Source organism: Streptomyces sp. NPDC102462 (assembly GCF_044765425.1).
Classification (GTDB): Bacteria; Actinomycetota; Actinomycetes; order Streptomycetales; family Streptomycetaceae; genus Streptomyces.
Genome location: NZ_JBIWKB010000075.1, coordinates 19,799 through 40,436, shown reverse-complemented (window position 1 = coordinate 40,436; position 20,638 = coordinate 19,799). Strand labels below are relative to the sequence as shown.

Annotated in this window: 18 protein-coding genes and 1 pseudogene; 10 read left to right on the top strand and 9 right to left on the bottom strand. The window is 73.2% G+C overall.

The annotated features are described in order from the left end of the window. A pseudogene (locus ACIRFL_RS38630) lies at positions 1 to 299 on the top strand (xylose isomerase); the annotation flags it as partial. Between the two features lie 59 nt (positions 300 to 358). Here ACIRFL_RS38630 and ACIRFL_RS38625 read toward each other — a convergent pair. From ACIRFL_RS38625 to ACIRFL_RS38615, 3 genes are all read right to left on the bottom strand, one after another. Then, positions 359 to 1,705, bottom strand: coding sequence for an esterase-like activity of phytase family protein (locus ACIRFL_RS38625; protein ID WP_404038748.1), 1,347 nt, complete (start codon positions 1,703 to 1,705; stop codon positions 359 to 361). Between the two features lie 204 nt (positions 1,706 to 1,909). Continuing rightward, positions 1,910 to 3,205: an SWF or SNF family helicase gene (locus ACIRFL_RS38620; RefSeq protein ID WP_404038745.1), complete on the bottom strand. Its 1,296-nt coding sequence runs from the start codon at positions 3,203 to 3,205 to the stop codon at positions 1,910 to 1,912. Further along, complete coding sequence (locus ACIRFL_RS38615; RefSeq protein WP_404038742.1) at positions 3,202 to 6,066, bottom strand: DEAD/DEAH box helicase; 2,865 nt, start codon at positions 6,064 to 6,066, stop codon at positions 3,202 to 3,204. Before ACIRFL_RS38615 ends, ACIRFL_RS38620 begins: the two co-directional genes overlap by 4 nt. A 257-nt stretch (positions 6,067 to 6,323) precedes the next feature. Between ACIRFL_RS38615 and ACIRFL_RS38610 the strand changes: the two genes are divergently transcribed. Next, positions 6,324 to 6,506, top strand: coding sequence for a hypothetical protein (locus tag ACIRFL_RS38610; protein WP_404038740.1), 183 nt, complete (start codon positions 6,324 to 6,326; stop codon positions 6,504 to 6,506). A 275-nt stretch (positions 6,507 to 6,781) separates the two neighbouring features. Here ACIRFL_RS38610 and ACIRFL_RS38605 read toward each other — a convergent pair whose 3' ends face one another. The 3 genes from ACIRFL_RS38605 to ACIRFL_RS38595 all read right to left on the bottom strand — a co-directional run bounded on the left by ACIRFL_RS38605 (position 6,782) and on the right by ACIRFL_RS38595 (position 8,815). Further along, on the bottom strand, positions 6,782 to 7,624 hold the full coding sequence (locus ACIRFL_RS38605; RefSeq protein WP_404038737.1) for a hypothetical protein: 843 nt from the start codon (positions 7,622 to 7,624) through the stop codon (positions 6,782 to 6,784). A gap of 140 nt (positions 7,625 to 7,764) precedes the next feature. Beyond that, a complete protein-coding gene (locus ACIRFL_RS38600) occupies positions 7,765 to 8,061 on the bottom strand; it encodes a hypothetical protein (protein ID WP_404038734.1) in 297 nt (98 codons plus the stop codon). A 154-nt stretch (positions 8,062 to 8,215) separates the two neighbouring features. Beyond that, a complete protein-coding gene (locus ACIRFL_RS38595) occupies positions 8,216 to 8,815 on the bottom strand; it encodes a class I SAM-dependent methyltransferase (protein ID WP_404038731.1) in 600 nt (199 codons plus the stop codon). Positions 8,816 to 8,966: 151 nt separating this feature from the next. Here ACIRFL_RS38595 and ACIRFL_RS38590 point away from each other — a divergent pair, with 151 nt between their 5' ends. From ACIRFL_RS38590 to ACIRFL_RS38570, 5 genes are all read left to right on the top strand, one after another. Next, the gene (locus ACIRFL_RS38590) at positions 8,967 to 9,743 is read left to right on the top strand and encodes an MHYT domain-containing protein (RefSeq protein WP_404038728.1); all 777 of its coding nucleotides are present in this window, start codon (positions 8,967 to 8,969) and stop codon (positions 9,741 to 9,743) included. Between the two features lie 48 nt (positions 9,744 to 9,791). Next, positions 9,792 to 12,407 carry a nitrate- and nitrite sensing domain-containing protein gene (locus tag ACIRFL_RS38585; protein WP_404038725.1) on the top strand — a complete coding sequence of 872 codons (2,616 nt, stop codon included), beginning with the start codon at positions 9,792 to 9,794 and terminating at the stop codon, positions 12,405 to 12,407. After that, positions 12,404 to 12,841 (top strand): roadblock/LC7 domain-containing protein, encoded by a 438-nt coding sequence (locus ACIRFL_RS38580; protein ID WP_404038722.1) that lies wholly within the window; start codon positions 12,404 to 12,406, stop codon positions 12,839 to 12,841. The genes ACIRFL_RS38585 and ACIRFL_RS38580 overlap by 4 nt, the downstream gene beginning before the upstream one ends. Positions 12,842 to 12,876: 35 nt before the next feature. Further along, the gene (locus ACIRFL_RS38575) at positions 12,877 to 13,287 is read left to right on the top strand and encodes a DUF742 domain-containing protein (protein ID WP_404038719.1); all 411 of its coding nucleotides are present in this window, start codon (positions 12,877 to 12,879) and stop codon (positions 13,285 to 13,287) included. A gap of 165 nt (positions 13,288 to 13,452) precedes the next feature. Beyond that, positions 13,453 to 14,055 (top strand): GTP-binding protein, encoded by a 603-nt coding sequence (locus tag ACIRFL_RS38570; RefSeq protein WP_404038717.1) that lies wholly within the window; start codon positions 13,453 to 13,455, stop codon positions 14,053 to 14,055. A gap of 108 nt (positions 14,056 to 14,163) precedes the next feature. Here the strand turns inward: ACIRFL_RS38570 and ACIRFL_RS38565 are convergent, their stop codons facing one another. After that, positions 14,164 to 14,592, bottom strand: coding sequence for a PPOX class F420-dependent oxidoreductase (locus tag ACIRFL_RS38565; RefSeq protein ID WP_404038714.1), 429 nt, complete (start codon positions 14,590 to 14,592; stop codon positions 14,164 to 14,166). 93 nt (positions 14,593 to 14,685) lie between these two features. Between ACIRFL_RS38565 and ACIRFL_RS38560 the strand changes: the two genes are divergently transcribed. Next, the gene (locus tag ACIRFL_RS38560; protein ID WP_404038711.1) at positions 14,686 to 15,099 is read left to right on the top strand and encodes a roadblock/LC7 domain-containing protein; all 414 of its coding nucleotides are present in this window, start codon (positions 14,686 to 14,688) and stop codon (positions 15,097 to 15,099) included. A 127-nt stretch (positions 15,100 to 15,226) separates the two neighbouring features. Continuing rightward, on the top strand, positions 15,227 to 16,168 hold the full coding sequence (locus ACIRFL_RS38555; RefSeq protein WP_404038708.1) for a DUF6397 family protein: 942 nt from the start codon (positions 15,227 to 15,229) through the stop codon (positions 16,166 to 16,168). Positions 16,169 to 16,187: 19 nt separating this feature from the next. Here the strand turns inward: ACIRFL_RS38555 and ACIRFL_RS38550 are convergent, their stop codons facing one another. Both ACIRFL_RS38550 and ACIRFL_RS38545 read right to left on the bottom strand, forming a co-directional pair. Further along, positions 16,188 to 17,054 carry an acyl-CoA thioesterase gene (locus tag ACIRFL_RS38550; RefSeq protein ID WP_404038705.1) on the bottom strand — a complete coding sequence of 289 codons (867 nt, stop codon included), beginning with the start codon at positions 17,052 to 17,054 and terminating at the stop codon, positions 16,188 to 16,190. A 19-nt stretch (positions 17,055 to 17,073) separates the two neighbouring features. Beyond that, on the bottom strand, positions 17,074 to 19,587 hold the full coding sequence (locus tag ACIRFL_RS38545) for a DEAD/DEAH box helicase (protein WP_404038702.1): 2,514 nt from the start codon (positions 19,585 to 19,587) through the stop codon (positions 17,074 to 17,076). 145 nt (positions 19,588 to 19,732) lie between these two features. On the opposite strand from ACIRFL_RS38545, the gene ACIRFL_RS38540 reads away from it, so the two are divergent. Then, on the top strand, positions 19,733 to 20,527 hold the full coding sequence (locus tag ACIRFL_RS38540) for a metal-dependent hydrolase (protein WP_404038699.1): 795 nt from the start codon (positions 19,733 to 19,735) through the stop codon (positions 20,525 to 20,527). The last annotated feature ends 111 nt before the right edge of the window (positions 20,528 to 20,638 follow it).

Sequence of the window (20,638 nt, the reverse complement as noted above, 5' to 3'; positions counted from 1 at the left end):
CCCCGCGCACCGAGGACCTGGACGGCGTGTGGGCCTCCGCGGCCGGCTGCATGCGCAACTACCTCATCCTCAAGGACCGCTCCGCCGCCTTCCGCGCCGACCCCGAGGTCCAGGACGCCCTCAAGGCATCCCGCCTCGACCAGCTCGCCCGGCCCACCGCCGCCGACGGCCTCAGCGCCCTCCTCGAAGACCGCACCGCCTACGAGGACTTCGACGTCGAGGCCGCCGCCGCCCGCGGCATGGCCTTCGAACACCTCGACCAACTCGCCATGGACCACCTCCTCGGCGTCCGGGGCTGAACGCACGCGCGCGTGCCGATGACCGGCCGGTACCGCCGGGTGTTCCCCCGTGCGGGACGTCAGATGCCGCGCGGCAGCCGGACGTAGGTCACGGTCGTCTCGATGCCGCTGTCGACGAGCCGGCCCTGCGCGTCGAAGGCGCCCGGGCCGTCCGTCATCCCGAAGTCGTTGTCGTTGATGAGGGCGAGCGTGTCGTGGTCCACGCGCGCGATGCCCTCGATCTTGCCCGGCACCCCCTTCACCGTGCCGAGGTCGACCACGAGGCGCTTGGCGAGCACCGGCACGCCCGCGGCGGCCGGGTCGTCCAGCTGCTCGAGCGAGGGCGACGTCGTGTCGTCGTCCCAGGCGCCGCCGAGGATGTCGGCCTTGTGGCTCAGCTTCACCACCTGGAGGCGGGCCGCCTTGTCGGTGCGCTCCTCGACCAGCAGCCGGTCACCGCCGAGCGCCACCACCGAGGAGATCTTCAGCTCGGACGTGTCGTCCTCGCTCGGGTCGACCACGTCGACCGGGTCGAACCGGTAGGCGTACTCGGCGGTGACCGCGTGCTTCTTCGGCGAGAAGCGCAGCAGCCGGGTCGTGCGCGAGGCGTTCCCGGCGTCCGCGTCGGGCAGCGAGAGCGGGCTCTGCACGGCCATCACGAGGTCGCCGCCGGGCAGCAGGGCCAGCCCCTCGAAACCGCGGTTCCCCTTGCGGTGCAGCAGTACGGACGGCAGCGCCTCCACCACCGGGTAGTCGGCACCGGTCAGGTTCAGCCCCTCGGGCACGTACCGGGCGAGCACCCTGCCGCGCGCGGACACGTGGACCAGCGACGGCCCGTACTCGTCGACCAGCCAGAACGTCCCGTCCGCGGCCCGCACGATGCCCTCGGTGTCCAGGCCGTTCGGGTTGTACGCCAGCGGCGCCTTGGCGTCGTAGCCGTACGGGGCCTCGTCGCGCGACTTCTGGTTGGACAGCCCGGTGACGGCCTTCCCGGAGGACGTGGTCAGGGGGATCGCGTCGATCACCTTGACGCTGTCCGCGGACACCCGGATCTTCACGATCGCCGGGTCGAAGCCCGGTACGGGGAACGTGCGGCGCTTTTGGCCGTCCACTTTGATCTGGCCGTTCGGCCCACGGTCGGTCACCGTCCAGAACTCGTTCTTGCGGCCCGTGGGGTAGATGTCACTGCCGATGCCGCCGAGGTCCACCCCCCGGTCGTCGGCGACGCTGCCGGGCAGCAGGGCGTTGCTGAACGTGCCCAGCGGGATGTCCGCGAGCGTGGCCGTGCCAACGACATGGGCCTTCGCCGCACCGGACGGCGTCGCCGCGGCCGTGCCGGCCGCCACGAGTGCGGCCGCCAGGGCCAGCGGAAGCCCCGTGACGACGGAACGGTGGGCTCGGCGACGGCCGGTGGTGTGCGAGGACATCGGGCCTCCAGGAGTCAAGTTCTTCGGCAGTGGCCAGATTTGGGTCCCGGAGGGAAATCGGCGCTACCGCCGGGTGAACACAGGACGTCGTCCACTCGTCCAGTCGACGGGACTTCGGGCCCGGTCGGCGTTTCGTCAGCAGGACCCGGTCCGGGACGCTTCCTTCAGCGGCGCCCGGGGTACGGCCGAGGTGCCGACAGTCCGTCACTCCCGCCCGGGCGTGGGACCGTCGGGGCCCACGGACCGCTCTTCCTCAAGGGCGAGCCGGGCCGCCGCGAGAGCCGTCGCCGGGTCCCGTGCCGCATGCCCCGCGGGGATCCAGTGGCCGCCCAGCAGGTAGGGCCACCAGCGGCCGTCCCGCCCCAGCCGCACCTGCACGTCCGCGCCGTGGACGGTCCACCGGTTGCCGGTCCGCCGCAGCGCCGGTCGGTCGTCCTCGTCCCAGGCGGCGTCCAGCGCGGCACGCGCGCGTGCCAGGGCGCCGTCCTCCACCGCCCATTCCTCGTCGAGCACGGCCAGCGCCTCGGCACCGCCGTGGCGCCAGGCCCGCACCGCCGTCGCCAGCCCTTGCGCGTCGCGGCCCGATCCGTCGGCCAGCCGCGCGAGAGCCCCCGCCGGGGCGCCCGCGGCGAGCCGCACGGCGTCCTGTCCCACCCTCGACTCCGGTTCCTCTTCGGCCTGTCCCGGCTCGCCGTGGAGCGCCGCGGTCAGCAGCCGGTACGCCTCCTCGGCGGTGCGCGCGGCCAGGTGGGCGAGGGCCTGCGGGTCGATCCCGGGCGCGGGTGCCGCCTCGGCGTCGAGCAACGGCGGCCGGCCCGGCTCGTCCGGAAGCGGGGGCGGGGCGGGCAGGGGCGGCAGGATGTCGCCGGCCGCCCAGGCTTCGGCGGCGTCCACCGTGTCCGGCTCCTCGGCCGGGTCCTGGGGCGCCGCGGTGCGCGCCTGCAGGGCGTCCAGCAGGGCGCGCCTGCCCCGTCCCCGCAACAGCAGCAGCACGAACGGATCCTCGTCCAGCAGCCGCGCCACCTGGTGGCACAGTGCCGCCGTGTGCCCGCAGTGGTCCCAGGCGCCGCAGTCGCACTCCGGCTCCAGGTCGCCGAGGCCCGGCAGCAGTTCGATCCCCGCGACCGCCGCGTCCTCCACCAGATCGGGCGGCATCTCGCGGTCGAGCAGCGCCGCCATGTGCCCGGCCCGCTCGGCGACCAGGTCGAGCAGCCGGTCCCACTGTTCGTCCGGCAGCTCCGGCAGCAGCACGTCGGCCCGGTGTGCGGCGCGTCCGGGGTCCCGGACTACGGCCGTGACCCGGCCGGGCCGCACCGAGACCGCACCCACCGCGCCCGAGCGCGCGAGCCTGCGTCCCGCCTTCACCTGAGCCCCGTCCAGCGCGGTGTCCTCCAGGGCGCGCAGCCACGCCCGGCCCCACCACGTCTGTGCGAACCCCCGCCCGCGCGCGGGCGGCAGCGCGGGGAACGTGCGCCCCACCGTCTCGTCGTACCGGGTCATCGCGCCTCCCCGCGCAGTTGCACCAGTTCGGCCAGTTCCGTGTCCGTCAGTTCCGTGAGCGCCGTCTCGCCGGAGCCGAGCACGGCGTCGGCCAGGTCCCGTTTGCGGCTCAGCAGCTCCGCGATGCGGTCCTCGACGGTTCCCTCGGCGATCAGCCGGTGCACCTGCACGGGCCGGCTCTGGCCGATGCGGTACGCGCGGTCGGTGGCCTGTGCCTCCACCGCGGGATTCCACCAGCGGTCGTAGTGCACGACGTGCTCGGCCCTGGTCAGGTTCAGGCCCGTGCCGGCCGCCTTCAACGAGAGCAGGAACACGGGCACCTCGCCCTCCTGGAAGCGCTGCACCAGCGCCTCGCGCTCGGTCACGGGTGTGCCGCCGTGCAGCAGCTGCGCCGGCACACCACGGTCCGCCAGATGCCGTTCCAACAGGCGTGCCATCCGCACGTACTGGGTGAAGACGAGCACGCACGCCCCCTCGGAGAGGATCGTGTCGAGGAGTTCGTCCAGCGACTCCAGCTTCCCCGACCGTCCGGCGATCCGGGCGGCGTCCTCCTTGAGGAACTGCGCCGGGTGATTGCAGATCTGCTTCAGCCCCGTCAGCAGCCTGACGACCAGCCCCCGGCGCGCCATCCCGTCGGCCGCCGCGATCGCCTCCAGGGTCTCCCTGACCAGGGCCTCGTACAGACCCGCTTGTTCCCCGGTCAGCGGTACCGGGTGATCGGTCTCGGTCTTCGGCGGCAGCTCGGGCGCGATGCCCGGATCCGACTTGCGGCGCCGCAGCAGGAACGGTCCGACCAGCCGGGCGAGGCGCTGCGCGGCGGCGGGGTCCCGGCCGCCCTCGACGGCCTGCGCGTACCGGGCGCGGAAGGTGCCGTGGCCTCCCAGCAGCCCGGGTGTCGTCCAGTCGAGGATCGCCCACAGCTCCGACAGGTTGTTCTCCACCGGGGTGCCGGTGAGCGCCACGCGTGCGCGTGCCCCGACGGAGCGCAGCGCCCGCGCCGTCGCCGAGTACGGGTTCTTCACGTGCTGTGCCTCGTCGGCGACGACCATGCCCCAGGGGACCTCGCCGAGCCGCTCGGCGTGCGGGCGGAGCGTGCCGTACGTCGTGAGGACGAACTCGCCGTCGGTGAGCGCCTCCAGACTTCGCCGCGGGCCGTGGAAGCGGCGCACCGGTGTGCCGGGCGCGAACTTCTCGATCTCCCGCTGCCAGTTGCCCAGCAGGGACGCCGGACAGACCACGAGCGTGGGGCCGGCCGCGGCGGGGTCGGTCTGGCGGTGCAGATGCAGGGCGATCAGCGTGACGGTCTTGCCGAGGCCCATGTCGTCGGCCAGGCAGCAGCCGAGCCCCAGGGAGGTCATCCGGGCCAGCCAGGTGAAACCCCGCAGTTGGTAGTCCCGCAGCGTGGCGGCGAGCGCCGGTGGCGGACCGACCGGTTCCTGTCCCTCCGGGTTCGCGAGCCGCTCCCGCAGCTGTGCCGGCCACCCCGTGGGCCGCACGTCGACGCGGCGTCCGTCGACCTCCGTCGAGCCGGTCAGCACGGCGCCCAGCGCCTCGACGGGGGTGACCTCGCGGTCCTGCCGCGCACGGACGCGGCGCGCCTCCTGAGGGTCGATCAGCACCCACTGGTCGCGCAGCCGCACCAGAGGGCGGCCGGCCTCGGCCAGCCGGTCCAGTTCCGCACGGGACAGGTCCCGGCCGTCCAACGCGAACGACCAGGTGAACGCGAGCCGGGCGTCGGCCGACAGGAACGACGGCACCTGTGCCCCGGCGGTGCCCCGTGTGTTCCCGTCGGCCGGCGGGCCGATGTCCACCCGGGCGGACAGCTCGCGCGACAGCTCCTTGGGCCAGTGCACCTCGACGCCCGCCGCGGCCAGGGTGCGGGCGCCCGCTCCGAGCAGTTCGGTGATCTCGTCGTCGGCGAGTTCGACGCGGTCCGGCACGGTCGCCGAGAGCAGGGCCGTGAGCGGCGGCCAGGCACGGGCTGCGCGGCGCAGGGCCAGCAGGGTGTCCAGCCGCGCGCGGGGGCCGAAGGCCGAACCCGCAGCACCGGATCCGGACCACACCTCGGCCGCGTCCGCGACGGCCGCCGGGCCGCCGACGGTGTGCACCTGGAGGACGGCGGCGAACCGCTGCGGGGCGTCGTCGTGCAACGCGTCGTCGAGACCAGGCACCTCGATCCGCAGCGAGAGCCGTACCCCGGCGTCGTGCCCCGCGGCGATGTCGTCGGCCCAGGCCCGCTGCTCGGGCAGATGCCGCGGCTGCGCCGCCGCGTACGCCGGGCCGCCCGTGACCAGCGGGGCGGCGGGGGAGCGGGGGAGCGTGTCGGCGACCGCGTCCAGGAAGTCGCGCAGCAGTCGCTCCGGGGCGGGCAGCCGAGGCGGCTCTGCGTCGCCGACCGGGACGGCGTGGGCCTCCGGCGGCATGGTGGCGGCCAGTTCGCGCACGAGTTCCGTCTCCCGGGCGGTCAGGGGGCCGGCCCGCCAGGCGTCGTGTTCGCTCGCGGAGAGCCCGGGCAGCAGCAGGCCCCGGGCGAGGAAGTGCAGGGCCAGCACACCGGCCGAGCCCCAGAACGCGGTGGCCCGGTGGGCGAGCGGTTCGGCACGCGCGCGTGTGAGCAGCGGGAGGGCGGCGCGCACCGGCAACAGCACCGCGGGCACGCGCACCCGCTCGACCCCGTGCTCGCCGGGCACCGCCACGACCAGGTCGGCGACGGTTCCCGGGCCCGGAGGGGCGGGAGGGGTGCCGTCAGGCCGCCAGAAGGCGAAGCGGCCGGCACGCGCGGGGTCGGCCGGGACGAACACGGCGGGGCAGCGGGCCAGTTCGGACGGCTGGGAAGATGGCGCCGCGGTGATGCTGTGCACAGCTCTGCCCGACTCCTCAAATTTGATTACCAGGGCAAGGTCGCCGAGGGTACCCGACGTCCGCGGCCGACCCCGAACGGCTCAGCTGTGAGCTGAGTCACTTCACCTGGTGTTCGATGCGGGGCAGGGATGTCCGGTCTCGGGGTGCTTCAGGGTCGCGTATCAGGGACGTCTCAGGGTCGCGGTCCGGAACCGTGGGAAGCACGGGCCCGTTTTCACAGCAGAGAGCGGCAGCGGCCGCGAAGGAGGCGACGCACATGTCGAAGAACGCGAAGATCGCCACAGGGGGTGTGGCGGTCGGGCTCATCCTGCTGATATGGCTGCCCTGGTGGGTGGCGTTCCTGATCGTGGTGGGCGTTCCCGCCGCCGCGTATCTCACGCTGGACCCCTCGCAGCGGCGCAGGCTGCGCCGGGTGGCCCGCAAGGAACTCGGCCGCTGAGGCGGTGACTCCGCGGCGCGTCGGGCTCCGCGGGCAAGCAGGCCACGTCGCCGCCCGCGGACCGGCCGACGGCACGGTTCGGGGCGGCGCCGGCCCAGCTCGGCACGGCCGGGCGTCGGCTCCGGGCCACGCGCGGTGCTGCCGCGGGGCCGGTGCGTCGCATCCCGGCTGCTACGGCCCGGCTGCTGCCGCGCCCCGGCCTCCGTCCCACCGCCGCCGCACGACTGCTGCCGGCGGCTCAAGTGCCGCCGCCGGCTCACCTGCCCGCCGCCGGCTCAACTGGGGCGCACGGCCAGCTTGTCGAGCGCTTCCAGCAGCCCCGGCAGTTCCGGTCCACGGCCCACCGGCAGCACTTCGCCGGGCTCTTCGTCCAGCAGCACGAACGCGATGTCGTCGGTGCGGGCCACCATCGACCAGCCCGGCCCGTCGGCGCGCAGGGTCCGGGCGTCGCCGGGGGCGAACGACGAGCGGACCCGGCCGAGCGGCGGCGGCGTGTCCACGTAGGCGTGGGCCTCGGCCAGGACCCGCCGGATGCCGCGATGGCCCTTGGCCGGCCGCACCGTGCCCTCCGGGGCCGCCTCCGCGGCCCCGGAGGGCCCCGAGGTGGGCCCGGAGAAGTCCGCGTCGTCGATCTGTTCCCGCCACATCGCCCACTGCAGCGCGATCTCGTCGGCGCCCAGCCGCCGCTGGGCCGGGCCCCAGACGCTGGTGTCCGGCGGGGCCAGCGGCGGGCCGTCCGCCACGTCGGGTGCCGGATCGTGCGGCGCCGGCACGCCCGGTGCGGCGACGGCGACCGCGAGCGGCCAGCCCGGCAGGGCCGCCACCACCGTGCGCTCGTCCGGCGACAGGTCGTACTCCATACCGCAGTCCCAGGAGGCGATCGCGACGGCGACCAGCGAGACGTCGTCGATGGCGACCGTCCAGCGGGCGCCCTCGCCGTCCTGGCCGAGCACCAGGCCGTACCCGTCGGCCAGCGGCGCGAGTCCGAGCGCCGCGCAGGCCTGTGGGTAGTCGTCGCCCAGCACGCTCGGAAACTGCGCCGGCGTCAGCAGTACCGCCGTGAGCACGTACAGCGCGTCGTCCGCGGCGGCGACGACCTCCTCGTCCGTCCCGGCCATTCCAGCCTCCCCAGTGGTTCGTCCAACGGCGCGCACCCTAGTGCCGGCGCAAGCCGGTTGTCACGACTCCCCTTCCCACCCGGAGCTGCAGTTTTCCGCCTGGACAGGGGCGAAACGACCGTGCGGCGCCGGCCGGGCGCTCAGACCGCCGGCAGCCCCAGGAGGTCACGGGCCACCGCGCGCGGCGACGTGCCCCGCTCCTGGGCCAGCGCGACGACGGCCCGGCACGCGAGTTCGCTCACGCCGAACGACAGGGCCTCCGGCGACACCCAGGCCGCCGCCTCGTCGGTCCCGTCCTGGTCGTCCTCCGCGCGGGCCGACACATAGGCGGCCGCCGCTTCGAACAAGTTGTGAGAGCGGCGTTCACGAGTCCCGGCGTCCTGCGCGCGTGCGGAACCGCGGAATCCGGCGGCGTACGTGCGGATCCTGTCGAACATGCGGACCACCTTCCCTTGTGCCCTCTCACCGCGGGCCGTTCAACTGGTCCCGTCAACGTAGGGTCGCGAGCGCGGCGGCAGAAGGGGGCGGCCCGGTGGCGGAGGAGCACGCCTGTGCGGTCCGGGCCCGCACGGGGCGTGCGCGGCGCGGCGCTCAGCCCTCCCGGACGGCCAGGGCGAGGAAGCGGGCGTCCTCGTCGGCGTACGACGTCATCCGCCACCCCGAACCGGCCAGCAGCGGCCGGAGGTTGGCTTCGGCGCGCAGGTCGTCCGGGGTGATCCGGCGCCCCTGGCGGGCCGCCAGCGCCGCGCGGCCGATCGGATGGAACAGGGCCAGCGTGCCGCCCGGGCACACCACCCGTGCCAGCTCCCGCAGATTCTCGGCGGGGTCGGGGAGATGCGCGATCAGACCCGCCGCGAACGCGGCGTCGAAGACCCCCGGCCGCAGCGGCAGCGCGGCCACGTCGGCGAGCAGCAGCCGCCCGTCCGCGTTCCGGCCCGCGCGTACCGCCTCGGCGAGCATCGCCGGGGTCAGGTCGACGCCGACGACCAGCCCCGAGGGGCCCACGGCGGCGCGCAGCGGGGGCAGGGCGCGGCCGGTGCCGCAGCCCGCGTCGAGCACACGGTCACCGGGCCGCAGCCCGAGATCGGCGACGGCGGCCGCGTAGGCGGGACCGTCGTCCGGGAACCTCTTGTCCCAGTCGGCCGCGCGGGCGGTGAAGAACTCCTGCACATGTGTGTGGTCGTCGCTCATGCCTGGCATGATCCCGCAGGGCGCGAAGGAAGTCTCAGTGCGCACGTTCGAGCCTGACGCGATCGTTCCATCCCATCTCTGTGTCATATTCCAACAGCTTTCGAAATGCGCCCCCGTTGTGCGCCCCTGCTCCGGCTAGCGTCCCGGGGCCATGGGACACCTGGACCACGCCGCCTTCGGCTGGCTGACCCCCGTGCTGTCGTACACGATGGCCTGCATCGGATCCGCGCTCGGGCTGCGCTGCACCGTGCGCGCGCTCGCCGCCACCGGCCCCTCGCGCCGCAACTGGCTGGTCACCGCCGCCACCGCGATCGGCACCGGCATCTGGACCATGCACTTCGTGGCCATGCTCGGCTTCCGCGTCAGCGGCACCGACATCCGCTACGACGTGCCGCTGACCGTCCTCAGCCTCCTCGTCGCCATGCTCGTCGTCTGCGCCGGGGTGTTCGCCGTCGGCTACGGCCGCCACCGCGGCCGGGCCCTCGCCCTCGGCGGGCTCACCACCGGAGTCGGCGTCGCCAGCATGCACTATCTGGGCATGGCGGCGATGCGCCTGCACGGTGGCGTCGACTACGACCCGGTCCTCGTCGCGCTCTCCGTGCTGATCGCCGTGGTCGCGGCCACCGTGGCCCTGTGGGCGGGGCTGAACATCAAGTCGCCCGTCGCGGTCACCGTCGCCTCGCTCGTCATGGGGGCGGCCGTCAGCAGCATGCACTACACGGGCATGTTCGCGGTGAGCGTCCATGTCACCCCGTCCGACGCGGTCCTGCCCGGGGCCACGGCGATGCAGTTCATCTTCCCCCTCGCCGTCGGCCTCGGGTCCTATCTGTTCCTCACCTCGGCCTTCGTCGCCCTCTCGCCCACGGCAGGGGAGCGCGAGGCGTCCGCCTCGGCCCAGCGGCCCGTCGAGGGCGCCGCCGCCCGCTGACCGGACCCGGCACGAGCGCGCCCCGACCCACCACCGAACGAGGAGCCCATGCGCACACCCCGGAGGACCCCAGAGGGTGGCAACCCGGCGCCGTCCCCACCGCCCGTCCGCGGTCGCCGCGCGCACGCCGGACCACCAGCCGACGAAGGCACGGACGAGCACATGGGCACCGTGCCGGAACCCGCGCCCCGGCGCGCCGGGCGCTGGCGGACACGGCCGCGCACCGTGCGGGCCAAGGTCGTCTGCCTCCTGATGGTTCCCGTCGTCTCCCTGCTCGCGCTGTGGGCCTACGCCACCGTCAGCACCGCGCAGGACGTCTCCCGGCTGCGCCAGTCGCAGCACGTCGACGCCGCGTTGCGGGCCCCGGTCGCGGCAGCCGTGGCCGCCCTGCAGGCCGAGCGCGCTGCGGCGGTCCGGTACGCGAGCGACCCGCCGGCCGGGCGGGGCGGCGGCCTCAAGACACTCGGCGCGCGGACGGACCGGGCCGTGGCCGCACTCCGGCTCGGCGACGAGCACACCGTCGCCGACAGCGGAGAACTGCCCGCCGACGTCGCACGGCGCCTCGCGGCCTTCGTCACCGGAGCCGAGCGCCTGCGCACGCTGCGGCCGGCGGTCCTCGACGGCCGCGTCGACTGGGGCGAGGCGTACGGGCAGTACACCACGACCATCGCCACCGCCTTCGGCGTGGGCGGAGCCCTCGCCGGCATCCAGAGCGACGATGTCGGCGCCGACGCGCGCGTGCTGCTCGAATTCGCCCGCGCCGGCGAGGGCCTGGCACAGGAGAACGCACTGCTCGGCGCGCGTCAGACCGGACGGCTCGACGGCGAGCAACTGCGGCTGTTCGCCGCGGCGGTCGGCACCCGCCGCGCCTTCACCGAGACGGCCGTCGCGGACCTGCCCGGCGCACAGCACGCCGCCTGGCTCGGCCTCGCCGACAGCAGCGCCTACCGGACGGTCACGGCCGCCGAGGACCGGGTCCTGGCGAGCCGTCCGGGCGCCCGGACCGCAGAGGCGGCCCCCGACACCTGGGAAGCCGCGCACGCGCGCGTGCAAGACGGTATGCGGTCGATCGAGACGGACACGGGCCGGGCCGTCGCGGGCCGCGCCGACCCGTTCGCGCGCGGTGTGCTCACCCCGGCCGGCGCGGCGGTCCTCTTCGGCCTGCTCGCGGTCGCCGCCTCGCTCGTCATCTCCGTGCGCATCGGGCGGGGAATCGTCGTGGAACTGGTGAGCCTGCGCAACGACGCCCTGGAGATCGCCCGCCGCAAACTCCCCGAGGCCATGCGCAGGCTGCGCGCCGGGGAGGAGATCGACATCCGGGCCGAGGCGCCACCCGGTCCGCCCGCGCAGGACGAGACAGGACAGGTCGCCGAGGCGCTGGCCACCGTGCACCGGGCCGCCCTGAGCGCCGCCGTGGAGCGCGCCGAACTCGCCAGCGGCATCTCCGGTGTGTTCGTCAACCTCGCCCGCCGCAGCCAGATCCTGGTGCACCGCCAGCTGAGCCTGCTGGACAGCATGGAACGCCGGTCCGATGACCCGAACGAACTGGGCGACCTCTTCCAACTCGACCACCTCACCACCCGTATGCGGCGCCACGCGGAGAGCCTGATCATCCTGTCCGGGGCCGCTCCCGGACGCGCCTGGCGGATGCCGGTGTCCCTCACGAACGTGGTGCGGGCGGCCGTCTCCGAGATCGAGGACTACGCGCGCGTGGAGGTGCGCAGGCTCCCCGAGACGTCGGTCGTCGGCGCGGCCGTCGCCGACCTGACCCATCTGCTCGCCGAACTGATCGAGAACGCCGCCCAGTTCTCCCCGCCGCACACGCGCGTGCGCATCACCGGCGAGCCCGTCGGCAACGGCTACGCCGTCGAGATCGAGGACCGCGGCCTCGGCATGGGCAAGGACACCCGCGACGAGGCGAACCGGCGCATCGAGCAGTCCGAGGCGCTTGATCTGTTCGACAGCGACCGGCTCGGCCTCTTCGTCGTCAGCAGGCTCGCGGCACGCCAGGGCGTCAAAGTCCATCTGCGGCCCTCTCCCTATGGCGGCACCACCGCGGTGGTCCTGCTCCCGACCGGCCTCCTGCACAGCGGCCCGGCAGACGGCACCGCCGGCCTCACCGCACCGCCGCGGCACCCGGCGGAACACGCGTACGCGCGCGTGCCCGGTGCCGCCCCGCCCCAGGAAGCCGTCGCCGCCGCCGGGGACCGGCCCGCTCTCGTCGCCGCCGGCCGCACACAGCGCCGACCGGCACCCGAAGACCCGCCGCACAGAGCCGGACCGGCGCCCGAGGACGCGCCCCGCGGAGCCGGTTCCTCACACGAGAACGCGCCTCCCGGAGCCGGGCCGGCGCCCGACCTCACGCCCCCCGGAGTCACGGCCTTGCGACCGCACCGCACGACGGAAACCTCCGAACCCGCCGAAGACCTCCCGCGCCGGGTGCGGCAGGCCAGCCTCGTCCCGCAACTGCGCGGACAGCGGCCCGAGGAACCGGCCGGGGCATCCGGGCCCGCCGACGACGAGCGGCGCACCCCCGAACTCGTACGGGACCGCATGGCCGCCTACCGCTCCGGATGGGCGCGCGGCGGCGGTCGGCCACCCGGCCGCGGCACAGGACCGGCCCGAGGAGCCGGCCGAGACAGCAGCGAAGGAGATCCCGCATGATCCAGGACCCCGACACCGGGGCCGTCCGGCGCTCCGGCGCACTCGACTGGCTGCTGGACGACCTGGTGGCACGCGTCGGCGAGGTACGCCACGCCGTGGTGCTCTCGAACGACGGCCTCGCCATCGGCGCCTCGACAGGCCTGGCCCGGGAGGACGCCGAGCACCTGGCCGCCGTGGCATCGGGCTTCAACAGCCTCGCCAAGGGCGCGGGCCGGCACTTCGGTGCGGGCGGGGTGCGCCAGACCATGGTGGAGATGGACGACGCGTTCCTGTTCGTCGCCGCGGCCGGAGACGGCTCGTGCCTCGCCGTCCTCACCGCCGTGACCGCGGACATCGGACTGATCGCCTACGAGATGGCACGGCTCGTCAGGCGGGTCGGCGAGCACCTTTACACGCCGCCGCGCGCCGCCGGCCGGCCGCCGGCCGCCGGATGAGCGGGAAAGACGAGCCGGAGGGGCGAACGGCACAGATGAGCGAAGACACGACGGGCGCCGCGCCTGAGCCGGGCAGTCAGTGGTACGACGGCGAGGCCGGTCCGCTGGTCCGCCCGTACGCCATGACCGGCGGTCGCACCGAGCCCGGCCCCAGCGGAGTGCGGTTCGACCTGATCGCCCTCGTCACACTCGACCCCGGCGCGTCCGCGGCCGACGACGACACACTCGGCCCCGAGCACCGGGCACTGATCGACCTGTGCCGCACGGAGACGCAGTCGGTCGCCGAACTCGCCGCGGGCACCGACCTTCCCGTGGCGGTGGTACGGGTGCTGCTCGGCGACCTCCTGGAGCTGGGCCGGGTGTCGGTCAGCCGCCCGGTGCCGCCGGCCCAACTGCCCGACGAACGGATTCTGCGCGAGGTCATCGCCGGATTGCGAGCACTGTAGATGAAGCGGGACGGCGGGCACCGCAGATGAAGACGCGGAACCGGGCGTGAGCCGACCACGACGCTCGCCGTCATGTCTAAGACACCGGAACGGAGTTGTGGTCGTCATGACGCGCACCAGGCACACGGACGCCGGTCGTCATCGGCGCTCCGGAAGGAAGTGATCATGCTCTCCGAGCACTCCACCACGGTCGACGACGAGGCCGCGCTGGCGCTGAAGATACTCGTCGCCGGCGGATTCGGCGTCGGCAAGACGACGCTGGTCGGCGCGGTCAGCGAGATCCGGCCGCTGCGCACCGAGGAACTGCTGAGCGAAGCCGGCCAGTGGGTGGACGACACCGGCGGTGTGGACCACAAGGTCACCACGACCGTCGCCATGGACTTCGGACGCATCACCATCCGCTCCGGACTCTCCCTCTACCTCTTCGGCACACCGGGCCAGGACCGCTTCTGGTTTCTGTGGGACGAACTGGCGCAGGGCGCCCTCGGCGCCGTGGTCCTCGCGGACACCCGGCGGCTGCCCGACTGCTTCCCGGCGGTCGACTACTTCGAGCACCGGCGCATCCCGTTCGTGGTGGCCGTCAACTGCTTCGCCGGGGCGCGCGGCCACGCCGTCGAGGACGTGTCCCGCGCCCTCGACCTCGACTCGGGCACGCCGGTGGTGCTGTGCGACGCCCGGGACCGGGACTCCGGCAAGGAAGTGCTGATCCGCCTGGTCGAGTACGCCGGGCGGATGCACACCGCCCGGCTCCTCGACTCCACGGGCTGAAGAGCCGTCGGGCTGAAGGACCGCCGGGGGAAGGGCCCGGGTTGAAGGCCCGTCGGATTGAAGGGCGGACCGTCGGGCCGAGAGGTGTGCCGTCGGCTCGAAGGGCCGTCAGTCCGCCATGTCCCGGACCGCCACCACCTTGTCCACGGCCATGCGGACCAGCAGTTCGCCGGGGACCCCGTTGCGGGCGCCGAACTCCTCCGCCCGGTCCTCGCCCATGTACCTGGCCCCGATCCTGGTCGCCCACTGCCGGATCTCGTCCAGATCCTCCGACAGCCGGGCCCGTCCGCTCAGCACGACGAAGTGGAACGGCGGCCGGTCGTCGTCCACGCACAGGGCGACCCGCCCGTCACGGGCCAGATTGCGCCCCTTCACGGTCTCCTTCCCGGTGTTGAAGACCACCTCGTCCCCGTCCAGCACGAACCAGACCGGGGCCACATGCGGGCTCCCGTCGGCGCGTACCGTCGACAGCTTGCCGGTGCGGGTGCCGTACGAGACGAACGCCCGCCATTCCTCATCGGTCATCTTCTGTGCCATGCCCCCATCCTCCTTGCCGGGACGACGGTCGTGGGGAAGGCTGGCTGAGGGATCCTCCGGCCAGGGGGGAGACATCACACGGGGAGACCGGACATGGCGCAGAAGCAGGGACTCGGCTGGTTGCTCGACGACCTGACCGAGCGCGTGGAGCACGTACGACATGCACTGGTCCTGTCGAACGACGGGCTGGTGACGGGGGCGAGCACGGGACTGCGGCGCGAGGACGCGGAACACCTCGCGGCGATAGCCTCCGGGCTGCACAGCCTCGCCAAGGGATCGGGGCGCCACTTCGGCGCGGGCAACGTACGCCAGACCATGGTCGAATACGACGACGCGGTGCTCTTCGTCACCGCCGCGGGCTCCGGCAGCTGCCTGTGCGTGCTCAGCGGCGCCGAGACGGACATCGGGCAGATCGCCTACGAGATGACCCTGCTCGTCAACCGGGTCGGCGAGCACCTGGGCGTGGACGTCCGGCAGCCCGACCGCGCTCCGACATCAGAGCGCTGACCTGCGCGTTTCTCGTGCCCCGTGGAGTTATCCACAGGCTCGCCACGGCATCCGCCCAAGCGGCTAACGTCGTGGGTCACGGCGCACGCACCCAGCGTGAGCACTGACTCCACGGGGGAGTACCACCATGCCGGTCGGCACTGACGCACCATCTCACCACCTCACCGTTGCCCCGAGCCGCGCCGCACGCGAACTGGGCCTCAAACGGGGCGAGTTCCAGCTCGCCGTGCACCTCGGACGCATCCGGACCGTGCCGGACCCGGGCGGCGCGGGCCGACGCGTCCCACGAGCGGAGATCGACCGGCTGCGCGCGACGGAGGGCTTCCCCGAGGCCCTTCGCCAGAGCGTCGCGACCGTGGGCACCACGGCGGGCGCGGCCCTCGTCGACGTGCCGGCCGGCCGGTTCACCCGTCTCGCACGCCTGGGCCTGATGACGCCCGTGAAGTTCTACGTCAACCGCTATCGTGCGGTGGTCTGGCTCTATCTGGCCGACGAAGTACGGGAGTTCGCGGCAGACGGCAAGAGCGCGGCGCTGCTGACCGGCCGGATGCCCGAGGGGCTGCGCGACCAGCTCGCGGCGGGCCTTGACCTGCGGGCCCGCAACTGGCGCGGACGCCATCTGGGACACCTGCTGCGGCAGGCCGACGATCCGTGGGAGCGCGCCGGGGCCGTGGCCGCCTTCCTCGACCCCGCCCACCTCACAGACCTCGTCCCGGACCCCTACGAGCGCTCCCATCTGCACCGCTTCCGCCCCGGGCCGCCCGCCCACGGCACGCCGGAATCGCCCGCCGCCCACCTCGCGGAGAAGATCATGACGGCGGAACACCCCGACGAGATCGGTTGGCTGAGGAACGACCTGGCGCGCGCGGTGGCCGAGGCCCGCGCCCACCGGCCCGCACCCCGACCTGCGGCACCGCTCGTCCGGCACCCGCCCCGTCCCCTCGCTCCGACGGCCCGCCGCAGGGCCTCCGCTGTCCGCTGCGACCCGCCCGCCGCCCGGGCAGCCGAGCGGCCCCGTGGACTGCTGGGCCGGCTGCGCGGCAGAGGACCCCGGCCCGCGCGGGCGTGAGCGCTTTCGCCCGCCGCTGCTACAAGGCCCTGAACAGCCCCTCCTGGACGACCGACACGAGCAGTCGCCCCTCCAGGTCGTAGATGCGGCCGCGGGCGAGCCCCCGGCCACCGGTCGCGATCGGCGACTCCTGGTCGTACAGGAACCACTCGTCCGCGCGGAAGGGACGGTGGAACCACATGGCGTGGTCGAGGGAGGCCAGGTCGAACGCGCGCGGACCCCACAGCGGTTCGACGGGAATGCGGACCGCGTCGAGCAGGGTCATGTCGCTGGCGTAGGTGAGCGCGCAGGTGTGCACCAGCGGATCGTCGCCCAGCGGGCCCACCGCGCGCATCCACACCGCGCTGCGCGGCTCCGCGTCCTTGATCTCCTCGGCGTTCCAGCGCAGCCGGTCCACATAACGGATGTCGAAGGGCTGACGGCGCGCCATCCGCTCCAACTGATCCGGCAGGGCACCGAGATGCGCCCGGATCTCCTCGGCGACCGTCGGCAGCTCCTTGGGATCCGGCACCTTCCGGGCCGGTGGCAGCTGATGCTCGAACGGTCCTTCCTCAGGCTTGTGAAAGGAAGCGGTCAGATTGAAGATGGTGCGCCCCTCTTGCACCGCGGTGACCCGCCGGGTGGTGAACGACCGGCCGTCCCGGACGCGCTCCACCTGGTACACGATCGGCACGCCCGGCCTGCCCGGGCGCAGGAAGTACGCGTGCAGCGAGTGCACCGGGCGGTCACCGTCCGTGGTGCGCCCGGCGGCGACCAGTGCCTGGCCGGCGACCTGGCCGCCGAAGACCCGCTGCAAGGACTCCTGCGGGCTGCGGCCACGGAATATGTTGACCTCGATCTGCTCCAGGTCGAGCAGGTCGACGAGCCTTTCGGCCGGGTTCTTCATGGGTGCGGCTCTCCAGAGTTCACAGCTGGCCGACGGCGGTGACGCGGACGACCGCGCGGCCCTCGGCGTCGGAGGCGGTGAGATCGACCTCCGCGCTGATGCCCCAGTCGTGATCGCCGTTCGGGTCGTCGAAGATCTGACGGACGCGCCACAGGCCGTTGTCCGGCTCCTCCTGGATGACGAGCAGCTTGGGGCCGCGTGCGTCGGGGCCGGTGCCCAGGTCCTCGTACTCGTCCCAGTACTTGTCCATCGCCTCACCCCAGGCCTCGGCGTCCCAGCCGGCCTCCGCGTCCAACTCGCCCAGCTCGTCCACCTGGTCGAGGGCGGCGAGTTCCACGCGGCGGAACATCGCATTGCGGACCAGGACCCTGAAGGCGCGCGCGTTGGTGGTGACCGGCTTCACCTCGTCGGCCTTCTCCTGGGCCTCCTCGGCGGTCATCTCCGCCGGGTTGGCCAGCTGCTCCCACTCGTCCAGCAGGCTGGAGTCGACCTGGCGGACCATCTCGCCGAGCCAGGCGATCAGATCCTCCAGGTCCTCCGACTTCAGATCGTCCGGAACGGTGTGGTCCAGGGCCTTGTAGGCGCCCGCCAGGTAGCGCAGCACGATGCCCTCGGTGCGCGCCAGCTCGTAGAAGGACACCAACTCCGTGAAGGACATGGCCCGTTCGTACATGTCACGGACGACCGACTTCGGCGACAGGGGATGGTCGCCGACCCACGGATGGCTCTTGCGGTAGGTGTTGTACGCGTGGAAGAGCAGTTCCTCCAGGGGCTTGGGGTACGTGACGTCCTGGATGCGCTCCATGCGCTCCTCGTACTCGACGCCGTCCGCCTTCATCGCGGCGACCGCCTCGCCGCGCGCCTTGTTCTGCTGCGCGCCCAGGATCTGCCGCGGATCGTCCAGCGTGGACTCCACGACGGACACCATGTCCAGCGCGTACGACGGCGACTCGGGATCCAGCAGCTCGAACGCGGCGAGGGCGAACGTGGACAGCGGCTGGTTGAGCGCGAAGTCCTGCTGGAGATCGACCGTGAGCCGGACGATGCGGCCCTCGGCGTCCGGCGTGTCGAGCTTCTCGACGATGCCGCCGTCCAGCAGCGAGCGGTAGATGGCGATCGCCCGCCGGATGTGCCGCAACTGCTGCTTGCGCGGCTCGTGGTTGTCCTCCAGCAGATGACGCATCGCCTTGAACGCGTTGCCGGGCCGGGCGATCACCGACAGCAGCATCGTGTGTGTCACCCGGAAGCGGGAGGTGAGCGGTTCCGGCTCGGAGGCGATGAGCTTTTCGAAGGTGTTCTCCGTCCAGCCGACGAAACCCTCCGGCGCCTTCTTGCGGACCACCTTGCGGCGCTTCTTCGGATCGTCGCCCGCCTTGGCGAGGGCCTTCTCGTTCTCGATGACGTGCTCCGGCGCCTGCGCCACGACCAGACCGGCGGTGTCGAAGCCGGCCCGCCCGGCCCGGCCCGCGATCTGGTGGAACTCACGGGCGCGCAGGGTGCGGACGCGACTGCCGTCGTACTTGGTCAGCGCCGTGAACAGCACCGTCCGGATGGGCACGTTGACGCCCACGCCGAGCGTGTCCGTGCCGCAGATGACCTTCAGCAGACCGGCCTGGGCGAGCTTTTCCACCAGCCGCCGGTACTTGGGCAGCATGCCGGCGTGGTGCACGCCGATGCCGTGGCGGACGTAACGGGAGAGATTGCGGCCGAACTTGGTGGTGAAGCGGAAGTTGCCGATCAGCTCCGCGATCCGGTCCTTCTCCTCGCGCGAGCACATGTTGATGCTCATCAGCGCCTGCGCCCGCTCCACGGCCTGCGCCTGCGTGAAGTGGACGATGTAGACCGGCGCCTGCCTGGTCTCCAGAAGGTCGGTGAGGGTTTCCGTGAGCGGGGTCAGCCGGTACTCGTAGGACAGGGGCACGGGGCGGGTCGCCGAGCGGACCACGGCGGTGGGCCGGCCGGTGCGGCGGGTCAGGTCCTTCTCGAAGAAGGACACGTCACCGAGCGTGGCCGACATCAGGACGAACTGCGCCTGGGGCAGTTCGAGCAGCGGGATCTGCCAGGCCCAGCCGCGGTCGCCCTCCGCGTAGAAGTGGAACTCGTCCATGACGACCTGGCCGACGTCCGCGTTCCTGCCGTCACGCAGCGCGATGGACGCCAGCACCTCGGCGGTGCAGCAGATCACGGGGGCGTCGGCGTTGACAGAGGCGTCGCCGGTCAGCATCCCGACGTTCTCGGTGCCGAAGAGCTTGCACAGCTCGAAGAACTTCTCCGACACGAGGGCCTTGATCGGGGCCGTGTAGAAGGTGACCTCGTCCCGGGCGAGCGCGGCGAAGTGCGCGCCCGCGGCGATCATGCTCTTGCCGGACCCGGTGGGCGTCGACACGATCACGTTCGCGCCGGAGACCACCTCGATCAGCGCCTCCTCCTGATGGGGGTAGAGCGTGAGACCGCGATCCTGCGCCCACGACTCGAAGGCTTCGTAGAGGGCGTCGGGGTCGGCGGTCGGCGGCAGCTGATCGATGAGGGTCACGCACCCATCTTGCCTGGCCTGACGGCCGATGCGGGAATCGGCTGCGAAGACGAAGATCGCTACCGCTACGCTGAGTCGCCGACGGAACGTCAACGCACCCGGTCAACTGGACAGCGGCGCAAGAGGAATGGGGCGGGCAACGGCCATGATGGGACCAGCACACTCACTGTCGGGGGCCGCGGCCTGGCTCGGCGTCGGGGCGGCCGCCGCCGCGGCCGGGCAGGCGATGCCCTGGCCGGTCCTCCTCGTGGGCGCCCTGATCTGTGCCGGTGCCGCGCTCGCTCCGGACCTCGATCACAAGGCCGCCACCATCTCACGCGCCTTCGGACCGCTGTCGCGCTGGCTGTGCGAGATCGTGGACAAGCTCTCCTACGCCGTCTACAAGGCCACCAGGATGAAGGGCGACCCGCGTCGCTCCGGCGGGCACCGGACGCTGACGCACACCTGGCTGTGGGCCGTGCTGATCGGCGCGGGCACCTCGTTCCTGGCGATCAGCGGCGGCCGTTGGGCGGTGCTGGCGATCCTGTTCGTGCACATGGTGCTGGCGATCGAGGGGCTGCTGTGGCGTGCGGCCCGCGGGTCCAGCAGCGATGTCCTCGTGTGGCTGCTGGCCGCGACCAGTGCGTGGATCCTCGCGGGTGTCCTGGACGAACCGGGCAACGGCGCCGACTGGCTGTTCACCGAGCCAGGCCAGGAGTACCTGTGGCTGGGGCTGCCCATCGTGCTGGGGGCGCTGGTGCACGACATCGGGGACGCGCTGACCGTCTCCGGATGCCCGATACTGTGGCCGATCCCGGTGGGCCGCAAGCGCTGGTACCCCCTGGGCACGCCGAAGCCGCTGCGGTTCCGGGCGGGCAGCTGGGTGGAGCTGAAGGTGCTGATGCCGGTGTTCATGCTGCTCGGCGGGGTGGGCTGCGCGGCGGCGCTCAACGTGATCTGAGCGACTTCCGTGATCTGAGCGAGGACCGTGGGGCGGGTCTTGGTCCCGGCGGGCCTCCCAGCGCACCGGCGCAGCGGCCGGCGCTTCCGCCGGGGCCGTGGGCCGGCCGGT

Bases quoted from the DNA above. Each gene is read 5' to 3' on its own strand.
- ACIRFL_RS38590 (WP_404038728.1), top strand. From the start codon at position 8,967: ATGGGACACCTGGACCACGCCGCCTTCGGCTGGCTGACCCCCGTGCTG.
- ACIRFL_RS38610 (WP_404038740.1), top strand. From the start codon at position 6,324: ATGTCGAAGAACGCGAAGATCGCCACAGGGGGTGTGGCGGTCGGGCTC.
- ACIRFL_RS38585 (WP_404038725.1), top strand. From the start codon at position 9,792: ATGCGCACACCCCGGAGGACCCCAGAGGGTGGCAACCCGGCGCCGTCC.
- ACIRFL_RS38570 (WP_404038717.1), top strand. From the start codon at position 13,453: ATGCTCTCCGAGCACTCCACCACGGTCGACGACGAGGCCGCGCTGGCG.
- ACIRFL_RS38595 (WP_404038731.1), bottom strand. From the start codon at position 8,815: ATGAGCGACGACCACACACATGTGCAGGAGTTCTTCACCGCCCGCGCG.
- ACIRFL_RS38625 (WP_404038748.1), bottom strand. From the start codon at position 1,705: ATGTCCTCGCACACCACCGGCCGTCGCCGAGCCCACCGTTCCGTCGTC.
- ACIRFL_RS38540 (WP_404038699.1), top strand. From the start codon at position 19,733: ATGATGGGACCAGCACACTCACTGTCGGGGGCCGCGGCCTGGCTCGGC.
- ACIRFL_RS38605 (WP_404038737.1), bottom strand. From the start codon at position 7,624: ATGGCCGGGACGGACGAGGAGGTCGTCGCCGCCGCGGACGACGCGCTG.
- ACIRFL_RS38620 (WP_404038745.1), bottom strand. From the start codon at position 3,205: ATGACCCGGTACGACGAGACGGTGGGGCGCACGTTCCCCGCGCTGCCG.
- ACIRFL_RS38565 (WP_404038714.1), bottom strand. From the start codon at position 14,592: ATGGCACAGAAGATGACCGATGAGGAATGGCGGGCGTTCGTCTCGTAC.
- ACIRFL_RS38575 (WP_404038719.1), top strand. From the start codon at position 12,877: ATGAGCGAAGACACGACGGGCGCCGCGCCTGAGCCGGGCAGTCAGTGG.
- ACIRFL_RS38550 (WP_404038705.1), bottom strand. From the start codon at position 17,054: ATGAAGAACCCGGCCGAAAGGCTCGTCGACCTGCTCGACCTGGAGCAG.
- ACIRFL_RS38555 (WP_404038708.1), top strand. From the start codon at position 15,227: ATGCCGGTCGGCACTGACGCACCATCTCACCACCTCACCGTTGCCCCG.
- ACIRFL_RS38580 (WP_404038722.1), top strand. From the start codon at position 12,404: ATGATCCAGGACCCCGACACCGGGGCCGTCCGGCGCTCCGGCGCACTC.
- ACIRFL_RS38560 (WP_404038711.1), top strand. From the start codon at position 14,686: ATGGCGCAGAAGCAGGGACTCGGCTGGTTGCTCGACGACCTGACCGAG.
- ACIRFL_RS38600 (WP_404038734.1), bottom strand. From the start codon at position 8,061: ATGTTCGACAGGATCCGCACGTACGCCGCCGGATTCCGCGGTTCCGCA.